General features: G+C 72.7%; 18 protein-coding genes. 11 read left to right on the forward strand and 7 right to left on the reverse strand.

The annotated features are described in order from the left end of the window. Positions 1 to 163 precede the first annotated feature (163 nt). Both AC07BF_RS31860 and AC07BF_RS31865 read right to left on the reverse strand, forming a co-directional pair. Positions 164 to 1,192: an SDR family NAD(P)-dependent oxidoreductase gene (locus AC07BF_RS31860; RefSeq protein ID WP_363622064.1), complete on the reverse strand. Its 1,029-nt coding sequence runs from the start codon at positions 1,190 to 1,192 to the stop codon at positions 164 to 166. A 74-nt stretch (positions 1,193 to 1,266) separates the two neighbouring features. Beyond that, positions 1,267 to 2,475 (reverse strand): UDP-N-acetylglucosamine--N-acetylmuramyl-(pentapeptide) pyrophosphoryl-undecaprenol N-acetylglucosamine transferase, encoded by a 1,209-nt coding sequence (locus tag AC07BF_RS31865; protein WP_478334271.1) that lies wholly within the window; start codon positions 2,473 to 2,475, stop codon positions 1,267 to 1,269. Between the two features lie 181 nt (positions 2,476 to 2,656). Between AC07BF_RS31865 and AC07BF_RS31870 the strand changes: the two genes are divergently transcribed. Together AC07BF_RS31870 and AC07BF_RS31875 are read left to right on the forward strand one after the other, a co-directional pair. Beyond that, entirely contained in the window at positions 2,657 to 3,343 is a 687-nt protein-coding gene (locus tag AC07BF_RS31870; protein WP_063352055.1) for a response regulator transcription factor, read from the forward strand. Then, entirely contained in the window at positions 3,340 to 4,740 is a 1,401-nt protein-coding gene (locus tag AC07BF_RS31875; RefSeq protein WP_478334272.1) for a sensor histidine kinase, read from the forward strand. The genes AC07BF_RS31870 and AC07BF_RS31875 overlap by 4 nt, the downstream gene beginning before the upstream one ends. 93 nt (positions 4,741 to 4,833) lie before the next feature. Here the strand turns inward: AC07BF_RS31875 and AC07BF_RS31880 are convergent, their stop codons facing one another. Continuing rightward, the gene (locus AC07BF_RS31880; RefSeq protein WP_363581061.1) at positions 4,834 to 5,259 is read right to left on the reverse strand and encodes a hypothetical protein; all 426 of its coding nucleotides are present in this window, start codon (positions 5,257 to 5,259) and stop codon (positions 4,834 to 4,836) included. Between the two features lie 303 nt (positions 5,260 to 5,562). On the opposite strand from AC07BF_RS31880, the gene AC07BF_RS31885 reads away from it, so the two are divergent. Further along, positions 5,563 to 6,486: a hypothetical protein gene (locus tag AC07BF_RS31885; protein WP_478318593.1), complete on the forward strand. Its 924-nt coding sequence runs from the start codon at positions 5,563 to 5,565 to the stop codon at positions 6,484 to 6,486. Between the two features lie 283 nt (positions 6,487 to 6,769). After that, on the forward strand, positions 6,770 to 7,441 hold the full coding sequence (locus AC07BF_RS31890) for a DUF4232 domain-containing protein (RefSeq protein ID WP_363630855.1): 672 nt from the start codon (positions 6,770 to 6,772) through the stop codon (positions 7,439 to 7,441). 66 nt (positions 7,442 to 7,507) lie between these two features. On the opposite strand, the gene AC07BF_RS31895 is transcribed toward AC07BF_RS31890, so the two are convergent. Further along, positions 7,508 to 7,834: a nuclear transport factor 2 family protein gene (locus tag AC07BF_RS31895; protein WP_363622167.1), complete on the reverse strand. Its 327-nt coding sequence runs from the start codon at positions 7,832 to 7,834 to the stop codon at positions 7,508 to 7,510. 56 nt (positions 7,835 to 7,890) lie between these two features. Continuing rightward, positions 7,891 to 9,075 (reverse strand): M20 metallopeptidase family protein, encoded by a 1,185-nt coding sequence (locus AC07BF_RS31900; RefSeq protein WP_363581053.1) that lies wholly within the window; start codon positions 9,073 to 9,075, stop codon positions 7,891 to 7,893. A 150-nt stretch (positions 9,076 to 9,225) separates the two neighbouring features. Between AC07BF_RS31900 and AC07BF_RS31905 the strand changes: the two genes are divergently transcribed. From AC07BF_RS31905 to AC07BF_RS31915, 3 genes are all read left to right on the forward strand, one after another. Further along, positions 9,226 to 10,272, forward strand: a complete 1,047-nt coding sequence (locus AC07BF_RS31905) for an Lrp/AsnC family transcriptional regulator (RefSeq protein WP_363630853.1) — start codon at positions 9,226 to 9,228, stop codon at positions 10,270 to 10,272. 240 nt (positions 10,273 to 10,512) lie between these two features. Next, entirely contained in the window at positions 10,513 to 11,361 is an 849-nt protein-coding gene (locus tag AC07BF_RS31910) for a DUF8189 domain-containing protein (protein WP_400988907.1), read from the forward strand. Between the two features lie 176 nt (positions 11,362 to 11,537). After that, positions 11,538 to 12,392: a PIG-L family deacetylase gene (locus AC07BF_RS31915; RefSeq protein ID WP_363581047.1), complete on the forward strand. Its 855-nt coding sequence runs from the start codon at positions 11,538 to 11,540 to the stop codon at positions 12,390 to 12,392. A 177-nt stretch (positions 12,393 to 12,569) separates the two neighbouring features. On the opposite strand, the gene AC07BF_RS31920 is transcribed toward AC07BF_RS31915, so the two are convergent. Next, positions 12,570 to 13,325, reverse strand: a complete 756-nt coding sequence (locus AC07BF_RS31920) for an SDR family oxidoreductase (protein WP_363581045.1) — start codon at positions 13,323 to 13,325, stop codon at positions 12,570 to 12,572. A 377-nt stretch (positions 13,326 to 13,702) separates the two neighbouring features. On the opposite strand from AC07BF_RS31920, the gene AC07BF_RS31925 reads away from it, so the two are divergent. Next, on the forward strand, positions 13,703 to 14,581 hold the full coding sequence (locus tag AC07BF_RS31925; RefSeq protein ID WP_478334273.1) for an oxidoreductase: 879 nt from the start codon (positions 13,703 to 13,705) through the stop codon (positions 14,579 to 14,581). A gap of 195 nt (positions 14,582 to 14,776) precedes the next feature. Next, positions 14,777 to 15,604 (forward strand): lipase family protein, encoded by an 828-nt coding sequence (locus tag AC07BF_RS31930; RefSeq protein ID WP_363581041.1) that lies wholly within the window; start codon positions 14,777 to 14,779, stop codon positions 15,602 to 15,604. A gap of 331 nt (positions 15,605 to 15,935) precedes the next feature. Here the strand turns inward: AC07BF_RS31930 and AC07BF_RS31935 are convergent, their stop codons facing one another. After that, positions 15,936 to 16,913, reverse strand: coding sequence for an alpha/beta hydrolase (locus AC07BF_RS31935; RefSeq protein WP_363581039.1), 978 nt, complete (start codon positions 16,911 to 16,913; stop codon positions 15,936 to 15,938). Positions 16,914 to 17,023: 110 nt separating this feature from the next. On the opposite strand from AC07BF_RS31935, the gene AC07BF_RS31940 reads away from it, so the two are divergent. Both AC07BF_RS31940 and AC07BF_RS31945 read left to right on the forward strand, forming a co-directional pair. Beyond that, the gene (locus AC07BF_RS31940; RefSeq protein WP_478334274.1) at positions 17,024 to 18,082 is read left to right on the forward strand and encodes a helix-turn-helix domain-containing protein; all 1,059 of its coding nucleotides are present in this window, start codon (positions 17,024 to 17,026) and stop codon (positions 18,080 to 18,082) included. Positions 18,083 to 18,342: 260 nt separating this feature from the next. Next, complete coding sequence (locus AC07BF_RS31945) at positions 18,343 to 19,578, forward strand: epoxide hydrolase family protein (protein ID WP_400988900.1); 1,236 nt, start codon at positions 18,343 to 18,345, stop codon at positions 19,576 to 19,578. The last annotated feature ends 190 nt before the right edge of the window (positions 19,579 to 19,768 follow it).

A 19,768-nucleotide genomic window follows, 5' to 3' on the forward strand; every position in this document is an offset into this window, starting at 1 on the left:
GAGTCTGTGCCCGCCTCGCCTTTTCGCCGTTCTTCCCCTCCCCCCTCTCCTTCTCCCCCCCCCCTTTCCCCCCCCCCTCCCCCCCCCCCCCCCCCCCCCCCCCCCCCCCCCCCCCCCCCCAAGCCCCCTTCCCCAGGGGGAAGTCGGCCGCAAAGTGGCGGCGTCAGACCTGGTAGCGGTCCGGGGCGAGGAGGTGCAGGTGTTCGGCGACCCAGTCGGAGGTGTGGCGCAGGCCCTCGTCCAGGCCGACCCGGGGCTGCCAGCCGGCCAGGTCGCGCGCCTTGCGGTTGTCGGAGAGCAGCCGTTCGACCTCGCTGCCGCCGGGGCGCAGCCGGGTCGGGTCGACGACGATGTCGGCGTCCCGGCCGGAGGCGACGATCAGGGCCTTGGCCAGGTCGCCGATGGACACCTCGCTGCCGGTGCCGAGGTTGACGGTCTCGCCGAGCGTGCGGTCGGCGCGGGCGATGGCCAGGAAGCCCTCCGCGGTGTCGGTGGCGTAGGTGAAGTCCCGGGTGGGGGTGGTCGAGCCGAGCCTGATCTCCCGTGCACCGGAGTGGAGTTGGGCCAGGATGGTGGGGATGACGGCGCGGGCGGACTGGCGCGGGCCGTAGGTGTTGAACGGGCGGACGACGGCGACCGGCAGTTCGAAGGCGTGCCAGTAGGAGAGTGCCATCATGTCCGCGCCGATCTTCGAGGCGGAGTACGGGGACTGCGGCTGGAGCGGGTGGTGCTCGTCGATGGGTGCGGTGATCGCGGTCCCGTACACCTCGCTGGTGGACGTGTGCACCAGGCGGGCGCCGTGCCGCAGGCAGGCGGCGGCGACGTTCTGGGTGCCCACGACGTTGGTCTGCACGTAGGCCTCGGGGGCCTGGTAGCTGTAGGGGATGCCGATGAGCGCGGCGAGGTGGAAGACGGTGTCGCAGCCGGCGACGGCGTCCAGGACCCGGCCGGCGTCGCGGACGTCTCCGGCGAGCATCTCGACGGGGCTGTCGGGGTCGGCCAGGTAGTGGGCGAGGTATCCGCGCTCGGCGTACGGCTTGTAGTGGACCAGGGCCCGGACGCGGGCGCCGCGGGCGACCAGCAGGTCGACGAGGGTGCTGCCGATGAAGCCTTCGGCGCCGGTGACCAGGACGGTCCGGCCGGTCCAGTCCTGGTGGGCGGCGGGGGTGTTCGGGTGGGCGGGGCGGTTCATGGTGGTCCTCCGGTGGTTCGGGGCGGGTGGTCGGCGGTCAGCAGTCAGGTGGTCGGCGGTCAGGTGGTCGGCGGTCAGCGGTCGTACGGGCCGGGGAGGGGGGCCGGAACGGCGGGCGGCGCGGGCGCCGGGATCCGGCCGATGACGCGCAGCACCTTGGCGGCCAGCAGGTCGGCGGCGCGCGCGTGGTCGCCCGGGTCGGCGGCCTGCGCCATCGCGGCGAGCCGGGCCGGGTCGGTGAGCAGCGGTTCCACCAGGGCGGCCAGCCGTTCGCCGGTGCACTCGCCGTCCGGCAGCAGCAGGCCGGCGCCGGCATCGGAGAGGACGCGCGCGTTGTGGGTCTGGTGGTCGTGCGGCGCGTGCGGGTAGGGCACCAGCACGGCGGGCATCCGGAGGCTGGAGAGTTCGGCGACGGTGGCCGCGCCGGCCCGGCACACCATGAGGTCGGCGGCCGCGTAGGCGAGGTCCATCCGGTCCAGGTAGGCGACGGCGTGCGCCACCGGGTTGCCGTCCAGCGCGGCCCGGACCTGCGCCAGCGCGGCCGGGCCGGTCTTGATCAGCAGCCGCCGGTCGGTGCGGTGGCGCCAGCGTCCGGCCAGTTCGACGGCGGCCGCGGTGAGGCGGGCGGCGCCGAGGCTGCCGCCGTTGAAGACCAGCAGCCGGACGCCCTCCGGGACGGCGAAGTGCCGACGGGCCTCGGCGCGCAGCGCCGCCCGGTCGAGCTGGGCGACGGCGCCGACCAGCGGCATCCCGACGGTCTGCGCCGAGCGGCCGGCGGGCAGGTGCTCGCGGGTGCGGTCGAAGGCGAGCGCGATGTGCGGGGTGAGCCGGGCGGCGAAGCGGTTGGCCCGCCCGGGCACCGCGTTCGACTCGTGCACCACGCTCGGCAGCCCGGCCATCCTGGCGCCGACGATCACCGGCGCGCTCGGGTAGCCGCCCATGCCGACCGCGACCTGCGCGCCCTGGGCCCGCAGGATCTCCCGGCAGTCCCGGCCGGAGCGCAGCAGCGCCGCGGGCAGCAGGTAGCGGCGCGCGCCGAGGGAGGCGTCGAAGGGGATCATGTCGACGGTGTGCAGCCGGTAGCCGGCCTGCGGGATGAGGGTGGTCTCCAGTCCGCGTTCGGTGCCGACGAAGGAGATCACGGCCCGCGGGTCGGCTCTGCGCAGCGCCTCGGCCAGCGCGAGGCCCGGGTAGATGTGTCCGCCGGTGCCGCCGGCGCCGATCACCACCGACAGGGGGCGGGCCGGATCGTGGTTGGCATGGTTGCCGTGTTCTGTCCGCATGCCGTCGAGCTTGCTGAGGCCGCCTAAGAGACTTCTCAGAGTCGTTCTGCGGGGCGAGGACGACGGACGTGCCCAGGCGCGACCGGCGGCACAGAGGTGGCAACGCCCGGCAGAGGGCCCCGTGGCCGCCGCGAGGACGAGCTAAGAGGCTTCTCAGATTCGTTCTGAGAGGGTTGTCCGCATGAGCAACGGGCAGAGAGTGCTGGTCGTCGACGACGATCCGGAGGTGCGGGCCGCCGTCGAGGACGGGCTGGCCGTCGAGGGCTACCAGGTGCGCGGCGCCGCCGACGGGCTGGCGGCGCTGAACGAGGTGTCCGGCTGGCAGCCCGACGCGATGGTCCTCGACCTGATGATGCCCGTCCTCGACGGGCTGGCCGTCTGCCGCCGGCTGCGGGCCCTGGGCGACCGGCTCCCGATCCTGGTGCTGACCGCGCGCGACTCGGTGAGCGACCGCGTCGACGGCCTCGACGCGGGAGCCGACGACTACCTGGTCAAGCCGTTCGCCCTGGACGAGCTGACCGCCCGGCTGCGCGCCCTGCTGCGGCGCAGCGCCCCGGCCGCCGAGGAGCCCGGCTACCGCTTCGCCGACCTGGAGGTCGACCCGGCCACCCGGACCGGGAGCAGGGCCGGACGGCCGGTGGAGTTCTCGCGCACCGAGTTCGCGCTGCTGGAGGTGCTGCTGCGCCACCCCGGCCAGGTGCTCCCGCGCGAGGTGATCATGGAGCGGGTGTGGGGCGCCGACTTCGGCCCCGACTCCAACTCCCTCGCCGTCTACGTCGGCTACCTGCGCCGCAAGCTGGAGGCCGGCGGCGAACCCCGGCTGGTGCACACGGTGCACGGGGTCGGCTACCGGCTGGACCGGGCTTGAGGGCGCACGCGCGCTGGCGGCGCCGGCGCCCGCTGCGCACCCGGCTGGCCCTCGCCTGCACGGCAGCGGTCGCCGTGGTGGCGCTCGGGATCAGCGCGGCCGCGTTCAGCATCGTCCGCTACGAGCTCAACCACCAGCTCGACCAGCACCTCACCCAGCAGGCCACCCTGGTGCAGCAGCAGCACCGCGACCAGGGGCCGCAGGTCGTCTACGGCGAGTGCAACTTCCTGGCCGCCCCGGCCTGCGCCCAGATCGTCTCCGCCGACCCCGGCAAGGCGCCGAACGAGCCGTACCTGCTGCCCGTCACGCCGACCACCCGCCAGGTCGCCGACCGGCAGCGGGCCGGCTACTTCACCGACCTCACCATCGGCGGCCACCCGGCCCGGATGCTCACCACCCCGATGATCGCGGCGCCGCCCGGCGCCCGGCAGGCCGTCCAGGTCGCGCTGCGCGCCGACAGCGTCCAGGAGGGAGTGCGGCAGGCCGGCACGCTGATGGCGGCCGTCGCGGCGGCGGGCCTGCTGCTGGCCGCCGTACTCGGGCGCACCGTGGCCCGCACCGCCCTCGCCCCGGTCGCCCGGCTGACCCGCACCGCCGAACGGATCGCCGACACCCGGGACGCGGGGCTGCGGATCGAGCTGCCGCCCGGGCGCCGCGAGGACGAACTGACCAGGCTGGCGGGCAGCTTCAACACCATGCTGGGCGAACTGGAGCAGTCCGTGGCCGCCCAGCGCAGACTCGTCGCCGACGCCTCGCACGAGCTGCGCACCCCGCTGACGGCGCTGCGCACCAACGCCGAACTGCTGGCCCGCGCCGACCGGTTGACCGAGGGACAGCGGGAGCGGGCGGCGGCCGCGCTGCACCGCCAGCTGCGCGAGGTGACCGGGATGGTGAACGACCTCATCGAGCTGGCCCGCGACGAGGAGCCGCAGCCGCTGCTCGAACAGGTCGCGGTCGGCCGGCTCGTCGGGCACTGCGTCGACACCGCGCGCGGCCACTGGCCGGCGATCGCCTTCGCCCTCGACGACGACGCGGAGGGTGCCGCGGGCCACGGCGCCGCCGAGCGCACCGTCCCCGGCGTGCCGGCCCGGCTGGCCCGGCTGGTCTCCAACCTCCTCGACAACGCGGCCAAGTTCAGCCCGCCGGGCGCCACGGTCGAGGTCCGGCTCACCGCCGGGCTGGAACTGACCGTCCGCGACCACGGCCCCGGCATCGCGCCCGAGGACCTGCCGTACGTCTTCGACCGCTTCTACCGGGCCTCCGCCGCCCGCGCCCTGCCCGGCTCCGGGCTCGGGCTCGCCATGGCGCGGCAGATCGCCCACGCGCACGGCGCCACCCTCACCGCCGAGGCCGCCCCCGGCGGCGGGGCGCTGTTCCGCCTGCGGCTGCCGGGCTGAGCGGGCCGCGACGGTTCGGCGGCGCGGCGGCCAGGCGGCCCGGAGGAGGAGCGGCGGCGCGGCCCCATCGGCGGCTGGTCCGCGCCGCCGGTCTTAGCGGACCTCCACCGTCACCGGATCCGAGGTCCTCTCGCGAACGGGGTGGCGATCGTCCAGGCCGGTCAGGCCGAACAGCACCGCGCGGTATTCCAGGACGCCGCCGTGTGCTGCCTTGACCTGCGCGGCGACCTCCGCTTCGGTGCCCGTCTCGACCACGGCGCCGCAGGTCATCCGCTCCCACGTCGACCCGCTGCCGCGGCCCTCCAGGCACACCTGCACGTAGGCGGCGCCGTCGTCGTCCCCGTGCCCCGTGACCGTGAAGGTCGTGCCGACCCGCGCCGTGTGCGGAGCCACGACCTCCACCTCGCCCTTGGCGAACGCGGGCCCGGCGGCCAGGGCCACCGAGGCCAGACCCAGCGCACCGATCACGGCGGCCCGGCCGCCCCACGCCTTCGTCCCGGTCCTCTTCGTCCTGCTCATGAACCAACCTCCTCTGGAACTCCCCCACATGGGGGGACCGCGCCTTGCGCAGGCGCCCGGGTGTGCCCACCGATTATCGGGGCCGGCCGCCGCCCCGGCCGGGTTGCGACGCGGCCCGGCGTGGTCGGGACGGGACGGTGGACTGCGGGATCGTCGGGCGGGTCGCTTCGGGAGTGGGCGGCTGCCGGTCCGGCACCACGGAGGGGCTGACCGTGGCCCCGGTTCTGCCCTTTCATCCCTCGTCCAATCGCTCCCGCCGCCCCTAGACTCGGCGGGCGGGGCGGCTGGAAGGACGGGGAGGGCGTGCGCGAGACACGGAGAACCGCGGAGCGGCAGACGACGGCGCCGGCCGCCGCCGAGCGCGGGGCACGCCTCACGGGCCTGGCCGCGCTTCAGCGGCGGGTGGGGAACGCCGCGGTGACACGCCAGGTGCAGCGCCAGAAGGGCGGCCTGGACGAGCACTACGCCACGAGGCCCACCGAGCACCCCGAGTGGGGGCCGTACCAGGAGCTGACGAAGGCCGCGGGCATCCCCCAACCCCAGGCCGACGCCGCCTGGCAACTGCTGCTCGGCGGGGTCGACTCGCAGGGCACGCTGAACGACGAGGCCATGGCGAAGACGAGCGACCGCCAGGAGCAGCGCGAGCTCCGGGCGTCGAACTCCTGGTACCAGGAGTTCGTCAAGCTCGTGGCCGAGCACCTGGAGATCGAGACGCCCACCATGGCCCTGTGGGCGGGCGGCATCGAGACCAGTGACTACGCGTACCGGAAGGGCCACACGCCCCTGGGACGGACCCGGATCGGCAGTGTGCTCAACGTCCTGGAGCTGCACCCGGACTGGAAGCTGACGGGGCCGATGTGGAGCGTCCTGTCCAAGGCCTTCGTGTCCCGCGCGACCGGCCCCGTGCACATCTTCGTACGGGCCTACGCTCCGGAGAGCATCCTCATCAGGCTGGAGGTCCCGGAACTACGGCTGGTCCAGCGGCTGAACCCGGACGTGAAGCTGATCTGGCACCCCGTGTACACCGCTCCCGGCGGGCAGATGAGGGAGATCTCGAAGGACTGCCGACTCGTCGACAACGCGGAGTACGACGGGCGGGACAAGTGCGTGAGCGCCCTCATCCAGTACCTCAGGATGTTCCACGACGACGGCAACACCGAGGCCGCCCCCGCCCACAAGAGCATGGAGCGGCTGCTCGTCGCGAACGGCCACAAGGACGGCGTCTGAGACTGCCTCCCGGGCAGGCGGGCCCTGCCTGCCCGGGCGGTGCGGCTACCGGACGACCACGGTGTCGGGGACGCGGTTCGGCCCGCCGGGGGTGAGGGCACCCGCCGGGGCGAGGGCATGGCGTGGGCGCCCTGCGCGGGTGAGCCGTCAACTGTCCGGCGGACAGGGCCCATCGGTTTCTGGGACAGGATCGGGATACTTCCCGCACCTGCCTGTGAACGACCCCCGCCTACGGTGATCACACCCGGTGAACCTCACCGGTCGAACGACATCGGGAGACCTCATGCGCACGCGCCGCCTCGCCCTCACCGCCGCCGCCGTCGCGGCGCTCGCCGCCACCGCGACGGCCTGCGGGCCGGACAACAGCGACACGGGCTCCACCGCCGCCAGCCCCGCGGCCACCGCCGCCGCGCCCACCAGGGCCGCAACCGCATCCACCGGGGCCTCGCCGACGAAAGCCGCCGCCGCGCCCACGTCGCCCTCGACGCCGAAGTCGTCCTCCACGCCGAAGTCGCCCGACGCGGCCTCCTCCCCCGCCGCCGACAAGACCGGCTACGGCCAGGCCTGCGGCGCCAACGACCTGGTCCTCGGCGCGAAGGCCGAATCCCAGGCCGGCGGCTACCTCCTGATCACGGCCAAGGCCAAGCCGGGCATCACCTGCACGCTCCCCGGCACCCACCCCACCATCGCGTTCGGCTCGCGCGGCATCGAGGCCGCCAACGCCGAGCAGGCCACCGGCGAACCGATCACCCTGAGCGGCGCCAAGGTCGCGTACGCGGGCATCATGACGAAGACCACCAAGGACAACCAGGCGGTCCAGTTCACCGACGTCATCGTGGGCATCGGCAACGCCGACCCCAACCCGGCCAGCATCCCCGTCGGCGACACGCCGGTCGACAAGCCGATCGTCACCAACTGGCACACCGTCGCGAAGGACGCCGTCCCCGGCCTCTGACGGCGATTCACCGACGGGGCGCGGACCGGCCGTACGACGGCGACCGCCGTACGGGCCTGCGCTGGTTCAGCCCAGGAAGTCGACGCGGTCGATGAGGCCTTCGCGCACCCGGTAGGCCACCAGGACGCGGACCGGCTCGTCGGCCAGGCCGTGGGCGACTTCGTGGTCGACCACCCAGTCGCCTTCGCTGAGCCGCCCCACGATCTCCGCCCGGCAGCGGCCCTTGGCGAACTGTCCGGCGTACCTGTCGCGCAGAGCCTGCCGACCCTGAAGTCGGGTGCCGTCGGCCCGGTGGATCGTGACGTCCTCGGCATAGGTGGCGACGAAGGCGTCGATGTCGTGGCTGTTGTAGGCGGCGAGCTGCTGCTCGACCACCTCGCGCGGTTCGGTCATGTGATTGGTCGTCCCTTCCTCGGTGTACGAATTACGTATTACGGGTTCAGCCGGGCTCAGGCCGCGAGACGGCGGGTGGCGAGTTCGGCGTAGAGCGCGGCCCCGTCGGGGAGCACCGCGTCGTCGAACTCCGCGTAGGGCGAGTGGTTGACCGGCAGGTCGTCGGGGTCGGTCCCCTTCGGGGCGGCGCCGAGCCACACGAACGATCCCGGCACGGCGTCCAGGACCCGGGAGAAGTCCTCCGACCCGGTCATCGGGTTCGGCATCGACTGGAAGCGCTCCTCGCCGAAGACCTCCCGGACGGTGTCCGCCAGGAAGTCGGTCTCGGCCCCGTCGGTCACGGTCACCGGGTACTGGGGAAGGTACTCGACCTCGGCCCGCAGGCCGTGGGCGGCCGCGATGGCCCTGACCAGCTCCACCGTGGTGTCGGCGGCCTTGGACTGCGCCTCGGCGGAGAAGGTGCGCACGGTCGCCTCGAAGTAGGCGGTCTCGGGGATGATGTTGCGCTGGGTACCGGCCTGGATCAGCCCGACGGTGACCACCACCGGATCGAACACGTCGAAGCGGCGGGTCACCATGGTCTGCAGGGCGGTGACCATCTCGCAGGCCGCCGGGATGGGGTCCTTGGCCCGGTGCGGTACCGAGCCGTGGCCGCCCGCACCGTGGACGGTGACGTTCAGCGCAGTGGAAGCGGCCATGATCGGCCCGCGCCGGGAGCCGAACTCCCCGTGCCGCATGGCCGACGACACGTGCAGGGCGTAGGCGGCGACCGGGCGCCTGCCTGCCGCGTCGAGGACGCCCTCGGCCAGCATGGCTCCGGCTCCGTCCCACCCCTCCTCGCCCGGCTGGAACATGAAGACCACGTCGCCGTGGAGCTGTTCCCGCCGTGCGGCCAGCAGGTGTGCGGCACCCGCGAGCATGGTGGTGTGCAGATCGTGTCCGCAGGCGTGCATGGCCCCGTTGTCGGCGGCGAACGGCAGCGGGGCCTTCTCGGCGACCGGCAGGCCGTCCATGTCGCCGCGCAGCAGCACCGCCGGCCCCGGTCGGCCGCCGCGCAGCACCGCGGTGACCGAGCTCAGCGCGGAGCCCTGGCTCACCTCCAGCGGCAGTCCGTCCAGGGCCCGCAGCACCCGCTCCTGGGTGCGCGGCAGGGTCAGTCCCAGCTCCGGGAACCGGTGCAGGTCGTGGCGCAGCCGGACCAGGTCCGGGGCCAGAGCGAGAGCGTCGTCGTGCAGGGACACGGGCACCTCCGTCGATCCCGCGCGTGGCGGGAACTTGTGCAGAGCGATCTTGTTCCGTGATTCTGGATCTCTCGGCGGGATTTTCCCGCGATTTCGCAGGATCACGCCACCAGGAGGCCCTTCGATGAACGAATCCACCGGCAGCCGGCCGTGACCGGCGCCGAGGTGACGGTGGACGAGCTGGACCTCGCCCTGGTGAACGCGCTGCAACTGCGGCCCCGCGCACCCTGGTCCCTGCTCGGCCAGACGCTCGGGATCAGCCCGGTCACCGCCGCCCGCCGCTGGCACCGGCTCTCGCAGGCCGGGATCGCCTGGGTGACCGCCTACGGCCTGCCGCACCCCGAGGACCGCGGGTGCGTCGCCTACCTCGACCTCGACTGCGCTCCCGACCGGCTCCGGCAGATCGCCGACGAATTGGCCGAGGACCCGCACGTGATGAGCATCGAGCACCTCGCCCAGGGCTGCGACCTCGTCGTCACCGTGGCCTTCACCGACCTGGCGATGGTCTCCCGGTACACCGCCGAACGGCTCGGCCCACTCCCCGGGGTCAACGCCGTCCGCGTCCACCTGGCGACCGGCTTCTACGCCGAGGGGATCCGCTGGCGACTGGACTCGCTGGACCCCGCCCAGCGCGTGGAACTGCACGACGATCACCCGGCGGGCTACGGGACGCCGTCCGGCGCACGAGCTGAAGTCCGGCAAGAAGACCGGGAGTTGCTCATCAGACTGGGCGTCGACGGCCGCCTCGGCCAAGCCGAGCTGGCCGCCGCCACCGGGCTCAGCCCGTCCACGCTGCGCCGGCGCCTCGACCGGCTGGCCGCCTCCGACGCGATCCGCTTCCGCTGCGAGATCGCCGCCCGCGACGCCGGCCGGCCGGTCCTGGCGACCTTCCGGGCCAACCTCCCCCCGGACCGGCTCGACGAGGTCGGACCCCAGCTCGCCAGACTCCCCGAGGTCCGGCTGTGCGTGTCCGTCACCGGCCCTCACAACCTCCTGCTCTCCGTCTGGCAGCGCTCCCTCGCCGACGTCCAGCGGCTGGAAACCGCTCTCGCCCGCAGGTTCCCCGACCTGCGGGTGGCCGAGCGCCGCGTGTCGCTGCGCACCGTGAAGCGGATGGGCCGGATCCTCGACGCGGACGGACGCGCGGTCCGCGCCGTTCCGCTGGACATCTGGCGGGACCCGGTCCCGGTCTCCTGACGGCCGTTCAGCCGTTCAGCCGTTCAGTCGTTCGGACCGGTCGGCGCCGCAACGCGCCGTCGCCAGGAGCCGCCAGGAGCCGCGGGCCGCCTCGCGCAGGCCCGGCGGCCCGCCCGCGTGTTCCGGCCATTTCCGGGTGTAGGCGCCCGTACCGGTCGCCCTGGTGGGCAGGATGGCCGACGGCCCGCGCCACTGCCCGGCTCCGGGCCCCGCAGACCGATCGGAAGGCAGGGACCAACCATGCCCAGGAGCGCACGGCGACGCACGGCGGCGGCGACCGTCTGCGCCGCACTCATCGGCGCAGTCGGCCTCCTCGCACCATCCGCCCAGGCCCAGGCCCAGGCACGGACCCAGGCACCGGCCCCGGTACAGGCACCGGCGACCGCGTCGTCGACGGCGGACCGGCCCCGGGACACCACCACGCCCCCGGGCACCGAGGGGCAGTCCACCACGGTCACCCGTCCCGACGGCACCCAGGCACGGTTCGCGGTCTTCTCGACCGACTACGCCACCGGACAGACCATCTGGTACCAGACGCAGTCCGCCCCCGGCGGCCCGTTCGGCGCCTGGAGCCAGGTCAACGGCATGAACCTCAACTTCCAGAACCAGGTGCTCACCGCCGCCGCGGACGCCGACGGCGCCCTGGAGGTGTTCACCATCGGGTACCAGTCGTCGGTCCTGGTCCGGATGCACCAGGCCGGCCCGGACGGGCCGTGGTCGGCACCCGAGCCCTTCGGCCCCGCCGGGGCGGGCGTGCCGAGGTTCTTCGGGGCGCCGGTGGCCTTCCAGCGGGCGGACGGCACGCTGGCCTTCTTCGAGGTCTACCAGGGCTCAAGCAGCCCGCAGTTGTACGTCAACGAGCAGAGCGCCCCCGGTGTCTGGGGCTCCTGGACCGCCCTGGGATCCGGTCCGCTGCCGTCCGGGGTCGCCACCCCCTCCTCCGTCACCGAGTCGGCCGACGGGACGTTGACCGTGGTCGCGCACATGTGGAACGCCTCCTCGTGGTTCGCCCAGATCTCCGAGCAGGCCCCGGGCGGCGCCTGGGGCCCCTGGCGCGACTGCCGACCCGGCAACTGCACCACCGGCTGACCTCGCCGCCCACACCCCGGAAGCCCCGCGAGGCGGCCGAGAGGCCGAGCGCACCGCCTGGCGGCGCCACCCCGCCGACCTGCCCGGCGGCCTCGACCACCCCGGGCCCGAGCCGCCCGAGGCGCTGGCGCAGACTGGGAGGCGGACCACACCCGACCGACCGGAGGACGACACCCATGGCCGACCGGCCCCTGACGCTGATGGCAGTGCACGCCCACCCCGACGACGAGGCCACCTCGACCGGCGGCGTCCTCGCCCGCTACGCCGCCGAGGGCATCCGCACCGTCCTCGTCACCTGTACCGACGGCGCCTGCGGCGACGGCCCCGGCGGCGCCAAGCCGGGCGAGGAGGGCCACGACCCCGCCGCCGTCGCCGAACTGCGCCGCCAGGAACTCGAAGCCAGCTGCCGGGTCCTCGGGGTCGACCACCTCGAACTGCTCGGCTACGGCGACTCCGGGATGATGGGCTGGCCCGCCAACGACGCCCCGGGATCGTTCTGGAGCACCCCCGTCGCCGACGGCGCTGCCCGGCTCGCCGACCTGATGCTCCACTACCGGCCCGACGTCGTCGTGACCTACGACGAGAACGGCTTCTACGGCCACCCCGACCACATCCAGGCCAACCGCATCACCATGGCCGCCCTCACCCAGGCCGCCCTGACGCCCAAGGTGTACTGGACCACGGCGCCGCACTCGATGATGCAGCGCTTCGGCGAGCTCATGCGCGAGTTCGGCGCCGACGGGAACGACGGGGGCGACGGGGACAACCCGGAGCCCACCGGGGAGGCCGTGGAGCTGCCCCCGATCGGGCTGCCCGACGAGGAGATCACCACCTGGGTGGACGCCACCGCCTTCGGCGGGCAGAAGTACGACGCGCTGCTCGCGCACGCCAGCCAGGGCGAGAACATCTTCTTCCTGAAGATGGGCCGGGAGCGGTTCACCGAGCTGATGGGCGTGGAGACGTTCGTCCGGGTCCTCGACACCACCGGCGCGGCGCTGCCCGAGAAGGACCTGTTCACCGGCCTGCGCTGAGCCGCAGGCTGAGCCGCAGGGCAGGCCCGGGCCCCGGACGAAACGATGCAGGCCACGCCCGGAAGGGCGTGGCCGCTTCCACTCGGGGGCAGTCGGCAAGGGCCCAGACCTGGACCGGAGCCCTGGCTGCCGGTACCCGTGCCCGCGCCGGTGACCGAACCGGTGCGGGCCGTCGGATCAGCGGGTGGTGTAGCCGCCGTTGGCGAACACGGTCTGCCCGTTGATCCACCAGCCGTCGGTGAGCAGGAACTTCACGAGCGGGGCGATGTCCTCGATCCTGGTGAGCTCCCCGTTCATGGAGGACGACTTGTGGTAGGCGACGGAGTCGTCGGTCTCGGCCGGGTAGAAGAACGAGGTGTCCATCGGGCCGGGGGCGACGTTGTTGACGGAGATGTTGCGGCCGAACAGTTCCTTGGACAGGGCGCGGGTGAAGTGCTCGACGGGGGACTTGCTACCGGCGTAGACGGAGTACAGGCCGGTGTAGGCGGCCAGCAGCGAGGTCACGATCGTGACGATCTTCCCGCCGTCCTCCAGACGCTTGGCCGCCTCGCGCATCATGAAGTACGCCGCCTTGGTGTTGACGGCGAACATCCTGTCGAACTCTTCCTCCGTGGTCTCCGTCATGGGCTTCTTGATGACCATGCCGGCCGTGTTGACCATGCAATCGACCTTGCCGAAGGCACGCACCGCGGTGTCGAACAGCGTCTCCACCTCGGCGACCCCGCTCAGGTCGCCCTGATGGACGATGGCGTCGCCGCCGAGCTTCTTCACGTCGGCCGCCGTCTGCTCGGCTTTGTCGCGGGAGGAATCGCTGTTGTAGTGCACAACGATCCTGGCACCGTCCCGGGCGCACTCCTTGGCGATGAGGCTGCCGAGGTTCTTCGATGCGCCTGCGATGACGACGACCTTGTCCTTGAGCGTATGGCCGGGCATGGAACTCTCCTCATCGGGAGCCGGAGGAAGGGGAGGGAAGGGGGGGAAGCCGGGCAGGCCCGCCGGCCCGGACGGGTGTGCCTGGCGTCTCGCCGCCACCACCACGCTCACGCTATGGCGGCGTGCCAGGGCCCGCATGTCGAGGTCCCGCGGCTTGCGCCCGTGGCGATCGGCACTCACCACCACGCACGGGGGAAAGGCCCACGGCTTGGTACCGGCCCGCATCACGCCACGGGCGGGTGTCCCTGCCACGCCCAGGAACACCGGGGTGCCGCCCCGCCCACCCCTGCTCCCCCAGAGTTAGGAATCACGCCGGGCTGTCCACGAGCATCCGATTCGTCGCCCCCGGCCTCAGCGAAACCGGCGAAAGGCACGACATGACCAGCAGCGCTCCCGGCGGCACCCTCACCCTGGCCCCCGACCTCACCCTCAGCCGGATGGGCTACGGCGCCATGCAGTTGGCCGGCCCCGGCGTCCTCGGTCCCCCCAAGGACCGCGACCAGGCCTTGGCGGTCCTGCGCGAAGCCGTCGAGCTGGGCATCACCCACATCGACACCAGCGACTACTACGGGCCGTTCGTCGTCAACGCACTCATCAAGGAAGCCCTGCACCCCTACCCGGCCGGACTGCACATCGTCACCAAGGTCGGCGCCCGCCGCAACGAGACCGGCGACTGGATCCCCTCGCAGGAACCCGCGGACCTCAAGGCCCAGGTCCACGACAACCTCCGGCACCTCGGCCTGGAGACCCTGGACGTCGTCAACCTGCGCCTGGACTCGGTGGAAAACATCTCCGACGCGCCCATCGCCGAGCGGTTCGGCGCCTTGGCCGACCTGCGCCGTCAGGGGCTGATCCGCCACCTGGGCATCAGCGGCGTCTCCGACGCCCAGCTCACCGAGGCGCAGGCCATCGCCCCGGTCGTCACCGTGCAGAACCTCTACAACCTGGCCAACCGGCAGGACGACACACTCGTGGACCGCTGCGCGGACCAGAACATCGCCTTCGCCTCGTTCTTCCCCTTGGGCGGCTTCAGCCCGCTCCAGTCCCAGGTGCTCAACGATGTCGCCGCCCGCCTCGACGCCTCCCCGCAACAGGTCGCACTGGCCTGGCTGTTGCAGCGCTCGGCCACCACCGTCCTGATCCCCGGCACCTCCTCCATCGCCCACCTGCGCGAGAACACCGCCGCGGCCGACCTGGTGCTGCCCGCCGACGCGGTCGCCGAACTCGACACCATCGGCTCGGCGAGAGCGCGGTAGTCCTCACCGTGGTCCTCAACCTCGACCATTGCCGGGCGCCCGTGTCCTGCGGCGGTTCCCTCACCGCCCGCCCGGATCCGGGTCCCGCCGCGGTTGCGCCCGTCCGGGTGGCCTTCCGCGCTTCCGGCTCCCCTCCGTTCGCATGCGGCGCTAGGTTGCTGGGCGACCCGCTGGCCCGCTTCCCGGAGGACACCGATGGCCATCTCCGCTCTGGACCACTCGACGACCCGCTATTCCCTCCCCCACGCCTACTGGATGGCGCAGGCCGCCGGACTGGCCGTGCTGGACCGGGCCGGCATCGAGGACAAGGCCCACGCCTGGGGCTTCGACGAGGTCCGGCACTTCGAGTCGACGCACCAGATGCCGTTCCTGATCGAGGACACCCAGGCCTACACGATGGCCAGCGACCGCATGATCGTCACCGGTTTCCGGGGCACCGAGGTCCTGAAGATCTACGACTGGCTCACCGACGTCAGCACCCCGCCCGTTCCCGGACCGGCGAACAAGGGCTTCGTCCACTACGGATTCCACCAGGCCCTGCGGTCCGTCTACCCCGAGATCCGCGACACCATCCAGGGACTGCGCACCAACGGGCAGAGCGTCTGGTTCACCGGCCACAGCCTCGGCGGCGCCCTCGCCATGCTGGCCGGCGCCTGCTGGTACTTCGAGGAGCCTCGCCAACTCCCCGACGGCGTCTACACCTTCGGCCAGCCCCGCACCTGTGAACGCCTTCTCGCCGCCGCCCACAACACGGCTTTCCGGGACCGCTGCTACCGCTTCGTCAACAATAACGACATCGTCCCCCAGCTCCCGCCCGAGCCGGCCTTCACCCACGTCAGCGCACTTCGCTACTTCGACGCCGACGGAGGGCTCCACGAGGCCATGCCGCTCATCGCCGGGTTGAAGGACCGGGCGAAGGGCTACCGCCAGGACATGTTCGCCCCCGAGACCGACGGCATCAAGGACCACCACCTGCGCAACTACCTCGCCGCGTTCGAGAAGAACCTCGCCACAACCGCCTGATCGCAGGACACCCCGGGGCCGGCCGGGTGGCCCCGGCGCGACCAGGTGGCTCAACAGCGGTCGCGCCGCTTCACCCTGCTGGGACGTCAAGGAGAAGTTCAACGGCTCCGCCGTACCGGTCGGTGCGGTGCTGACGTTGCCGGAGCTGGATTCCGTCTCCGACACTGCACACCCGGCGCACGCGGATACCGGGGTCACCGCCCGTGCTCCGTCTGGAGCAAGCGGCTGCTGACGGGATCTGCCCGACTCCCCCGCATGGCGGCGTCGATACGGCCGCCGCACCGGTGCCCCGCCACGCCTGTTGACGAGTCAGCCCGCTGTCGTTTTCGGATCAGTAGTCCAGGACGCGCTGGAGATAGGCGGTCCTGGCCGCGATGGCGAGTTGCGAGACGGCCGCCTGCGGCGCGGCGGTGGCGAAGGCGTGCCAGGCTCCCGGCCACACGTGCAATTCGACCGGGACTCCGGACCGGGACAGCCGCGCGGCGTAGTCGATGGTCTCGTCCCGGAAGGTGTCGACCTGGCCGGTGTCGATGTAGGTGGCGGGCAGCCCGCTCAGGTCTGCCGCGCGGGCCGGAGCCGCGTAGGGCGAGACCTCGGGCCCGCCCCTGGCCTGCCCGAGCAGGCAGGTCCATGCCGTCAGGTTGGCCCGGCTGTCCCAGAATCCCTCGCGGTCGAGTTCCTGGCTGGACGCTGTCTGACAGCGGTCGTCGAGCATCGGCGCCTGCAGCATCTGGTGGGCCAGGGCCGGGCCGCCGCGGTCCCGAGCCAGCAGCGCCGTCGCCGCTGCGAGCCCACCGCCCGCGCTCGTGCCCCAGATGATCAGCCGTTCGGGGTCGATGGACAACTCGTCGGCGTTGGCCGCGACCCACGCCAGCCCGGCATAGCAGTCCTCGACGGGTGCGGGATGGGGATGCTCGGGAGCCAGCCGGTACTCCACCGAGATTCCGACGATGCCGAGGACGTCCACCCACTCGGCGAGCACGTGGGAGAGCTCCCACTTGTTGCCGGAGATCATGCCGCCACCGTGGGTGTGGTAGACGCACGGGCGTGAGCCCGCGCCGCGGGTAGGACGCATGATGAGCAGCGAGATCTCCGGTGCCCCGGCGGGGCCGGGCACCGTGCGTTCCTCGATCTCGACGGCCCCGTCCCGGCGCAGCGCGGCCGCGTCGGCCCCGCCGGGCACCGTCGCGTTCATTTCCCGGTAAGCGGGGATATCGGCCGGCCCGAGCCAGCCGAGTTCCCGCACCTCTTGCGGATAGGTGGCCAGGATTGCGGCCAACTCGGGGTCGAACGGTGGTCGGGAGTACATGCTCGGGTCCTTCCTTCAGTGGTTCGCCGCCCCAGTGTCCTGGCCGGTCGCCGCCCGATCCACCGCCGGATGGCTCACGTCATCCGCCATGTGGCGGATATGGTCCAGTGGTGGAAGAACTGCTCCAACGGCTCTCGGCACTGGATCCCGCCGCCGGGGACGCGGTGCGCGCCATCGCCTACTTCGACACCCTCGTCGAGCAGCGGGCCGGCCTCGATGCCTTCGTCAGGGCCGGGGCCATCCTCTCGGGCTGCACGGTGGGGCTGGCCGATCCCGACCGTCACGTCCTGGTGCGCATCCATCCCGACGGCCACCGGCTGGAACCGGCCGCGGACGTTCCCTCCTGGCCCGGCACCGCACTACGCGGTACGACCGCAGGCCGGGTCTGGCTCGAACGCACCGGCATGTCGCTGCCCACCGACGCCATCGTTCTCGAACGCCTCGCGGCCGGGGCGGGCATCGTCCTGGACCGAACCCGCGGCCGGGCCGCCACACACGACCCGGCCAGCGTGGAAGTGCTGCTCTCACCGGAGGCCACACCCGCAGCCCGCGCGCAGGGCGTGCGCAGACTCGCCCTTCCCGCAGCGAGATTCAGGGTCGCGGCCCTGCTGGGAAACCCGGATGATCCAACGATCAACCGGTGGAGCACTCGCCTCGGACGCGTGACCGCCGCCATCGTCGTCGACACCACGACCGAGCCCACCGCGAGCCTTGGACCCGGCATCGGGACCGAGCACGGGCCAAGAGCCGGGCTGGGCCCCGCCGTGGAAGCCGGTGGGCTGCCGCGATCATGGCACGGAGCGCTGACGGCGCTGCGGCTGACAGCCGAGACCCACGGTCCGCGCCACCTCAACTACGACGCGCTGGGCGGCCTGGCCCTCGTGGCCGAGCATGTCTCCCCGCACAACGCGTTGATCGAGGATGTGCGCGCGCTGCGTGCGGCGGAAAGAGCCGGCACCGGCGCGCTGGAAACCCTGGCCGCCCTCGAAGCCCACGGCAGCCTGCGCCAGGCAGCCGCCGCGTTGCATCTGCACCACTCCACATTCCAGGCGCGCCTGCCCAAGCTGACCGCCGCCCTCGGCTTCGCCCCCGACACCCCGCAAGGACGCACACGCCTCCACCTCGCCCTGGCCCTCCACCGACTCAACCTCAACGGTCCCCTTCCCTAGCCCCCTTCCCTAGCCACCGAGCAGCAGTCGCAGTCCTCGGGGGGGGCGGTCACGTCGAAGACCATGAGGGCGCTCTCCGCTAGATCTAGATAAGGAGTACATCGGCCATCTGGCCGACCTGGCCGGCCGGTTCGACCCGCACACCAGCGGCAGGCACTCGCCGCGTCGCTGCCCGCACTCCTCAGGACGGCCCGGCCCGCCACCCGACCGACCGACACGCCGACGGCACCATTTCCTCCTCCCCGGAAAGGAACCACGCCATGACCGCCCCGCACGCCTTCCCCCTGGAACCCGCCCCGATCCACGTGCCCGACGAGGTCCTCGACGACCTGCGCACCCGTCTCACACTGACCCGTGCCCCGCTGGACGAGGGGAACGAGGACTGGTCCTACGGCGTCCCGGACAGCTACCTCCGTGAGCTGGTCGCCTACTGGCGGGACGGCTACGACTGGCGCAAGGCCGAGGCCGCCGTCAACGCCCACGAGCACTACCGGGTGAGCGTCGGCGGTGTCCCGGTGCACTTCATGCGCAAGCCCGGCCGCGGCCCCCGCCCGATCCCGTTGATCCTCACCCACGGCTGGCCGTGGACGTTCTGGCACTGGTCGAAGGTGATCGGCCCGCTCGCCGACCCGGCCGCATACGGCGGCGACCCCGCCGACGCGTTCGACGTCATCGTGCCGTCCCTGCCCGGCTTCGGCTTCCCCGGCCCGCTCACCGGCTTTCCCGACGTCAACTTCTGGAAGGTCTCCGACCTCTGGCACACCCTGATGACCGAGACCCTGGGATACGAGAAGTACGCCGCCGGGGGCTGCGACATCGGCGGGATCGTCTCCAGCCAGCTCGGCCACAAGTACGCCGACGAGCTGTACGGCATCCACATCGGCTCCGGGCTGCCGCTCGACTTCTTCACCGGCCCCCGCGCCTGGGACTTCGCCCGGAACCGGCCCCTCACCGACGACCAGCCCGCCGACGTCCGCGCCCGCACCATCGAGCTGGACCACCGCTTGGCGTCCCACCTCGCCGTGCACACGCTCGACGGCGCCACCCTGGCCCACGGGCTGAGCGACTCCCCCGCCGGGCTGCTCGCCTGGCTGCTGGAGCGCTGGAACGCCTGGAGCGACAACGGCGGAGACGTCGAATCCGTCTTCACCAAGGACGACCTGCTCACCCACGCCACGATCTACTGGGTGAACAACTCCATCGCCACGTCGATGCGTTACTACGCCAATGCCAACCGCTACCCCTGGACCCCCGCCCACGACCGCACCCCGGTCGTCCAGGCCCCGGTCGGCCTCACTCTCGTCACGTACGAGAACCCACCCGGTATCCACACCGCCGACGAACGCGTCCGGGCGTTCAAGACCGGCCCGCAGGCCGGCTGGTTCAACCACGTCAACGTCAACGCCCACGACCGCGGCGGCCACTTCATCCCCTGGGAGAACCCCGACGCCTGGGTGGGCGACCTGCGCCTCACCTTCCACGACCGCAGGCCCTGAACAGCCCTGCCGGCTGGCCCGGCGACAGGCCGGACGAACGCTGCCCGGCGGGGGGGGGGGGGGGGGGGGGGGGGGGGGGGGGGGGGGAGAAAAAACGGAACACAGTCCCCCCGAACCCCCACCAACCCACCACCACCCCGCACACCCCCCCCCACACCAAAACCACCCACCCCCCCACACCCCCCCCCCC

The sequence above is a fragment of the Kitasatospora sp. NPDC043950 genome, assembly GCF_056435345.1.

Coding starts and splice junctions, on each gene's coding strand:
- AC07BF_RS31860 (WP_363622064.1), bottom strand. CDS start 1,192: ATGAACCGCCCCGCCCACCCGAACACCCCCGCCGCCCACCAGGACTGG.
- AC07BF_RS31865 (WP_478334271.1), bottom strand. CDS start 2,475: ATGCGGACAGAACACGGCAACCATGCCAACCACGATCCGGCCCGCCCC.
- AC07BF_RS31870 (WP_063352055.1), top strand. CDS start 2,657: ATGAGCAACGGGCAGAGAGTGCTGGTCGTCGACGACGATCCGGAGGTG.
- AC07BF_RS31880 (WP_363581061.1), bottom strand. CDS start 5,259: ATGAGCAGGACGAAGAGGACCGGGACGAAGGCGTGGGGCGGCCGGGCC.
- AC07BF_RS31890 (WP_363630855.1), top strand. CDS start 6,770: ATGCGCACGCGCCGCCTCGCCCTCACCGCCGCCGCCGTCGCGGCGCTC.
- AC07BF_RS31895 (WP_363622167.1), bottom strand. CDS start 7,834: ATGACCGAACCGCGCGAGGTGGTCGAGCAGCAGCTCGCCGCCTACAAC.
- AC07BF_RS31910 (WP_400988907.1), top strand. CDS start 10,513: ATGCCCAGGAGCGCACGGCGACGCACGGCGGCGGCGACCGTCTGCGCC.
- AC07BF_RS31915 (WP_363581047.1), top strand. CDS start 11,538: ATGGCCGACCGGCCCCTGACGCTGATGGCAGTGCACGCCCACCCCGAC.
- AC07BF_RS31920 (WP_363581045.1), bottom strand. CDS start 13,325: ATGCCCGGCCATACGCTCAAGGACAAGGTCGTCGTCATCGCAGGCGCA.
- AC07BF_RS31925 (WP_478334273.1), top strand. CDS start 13,703: ATGACCAGCAGCGCTCCCGGCGGCACCCTCACCCTGGCCCCCGACCTC.
- AC07BF_RS31930 (WP_363581041.1), top strand. CDS start 14,777: ATGGCCATCTCCGCTCTGGACCACTCGACGACCCGCTATTCCCTCCCC.
- AC07BF_RS31935 (WP_363581039.1), bottom strand. CDS start 16,913: ATGTACTCCCGACCACCGTTCGACCCCGAGTTGGCCGCAATCCTGGCC.
- AC07BF_RS31945 (WP_400988900.1), top strand. CDS start 18,343: ATGACCGCCCCGCACGCCTTCCCCCTGGAACCCGCCCCGATCCACGTG.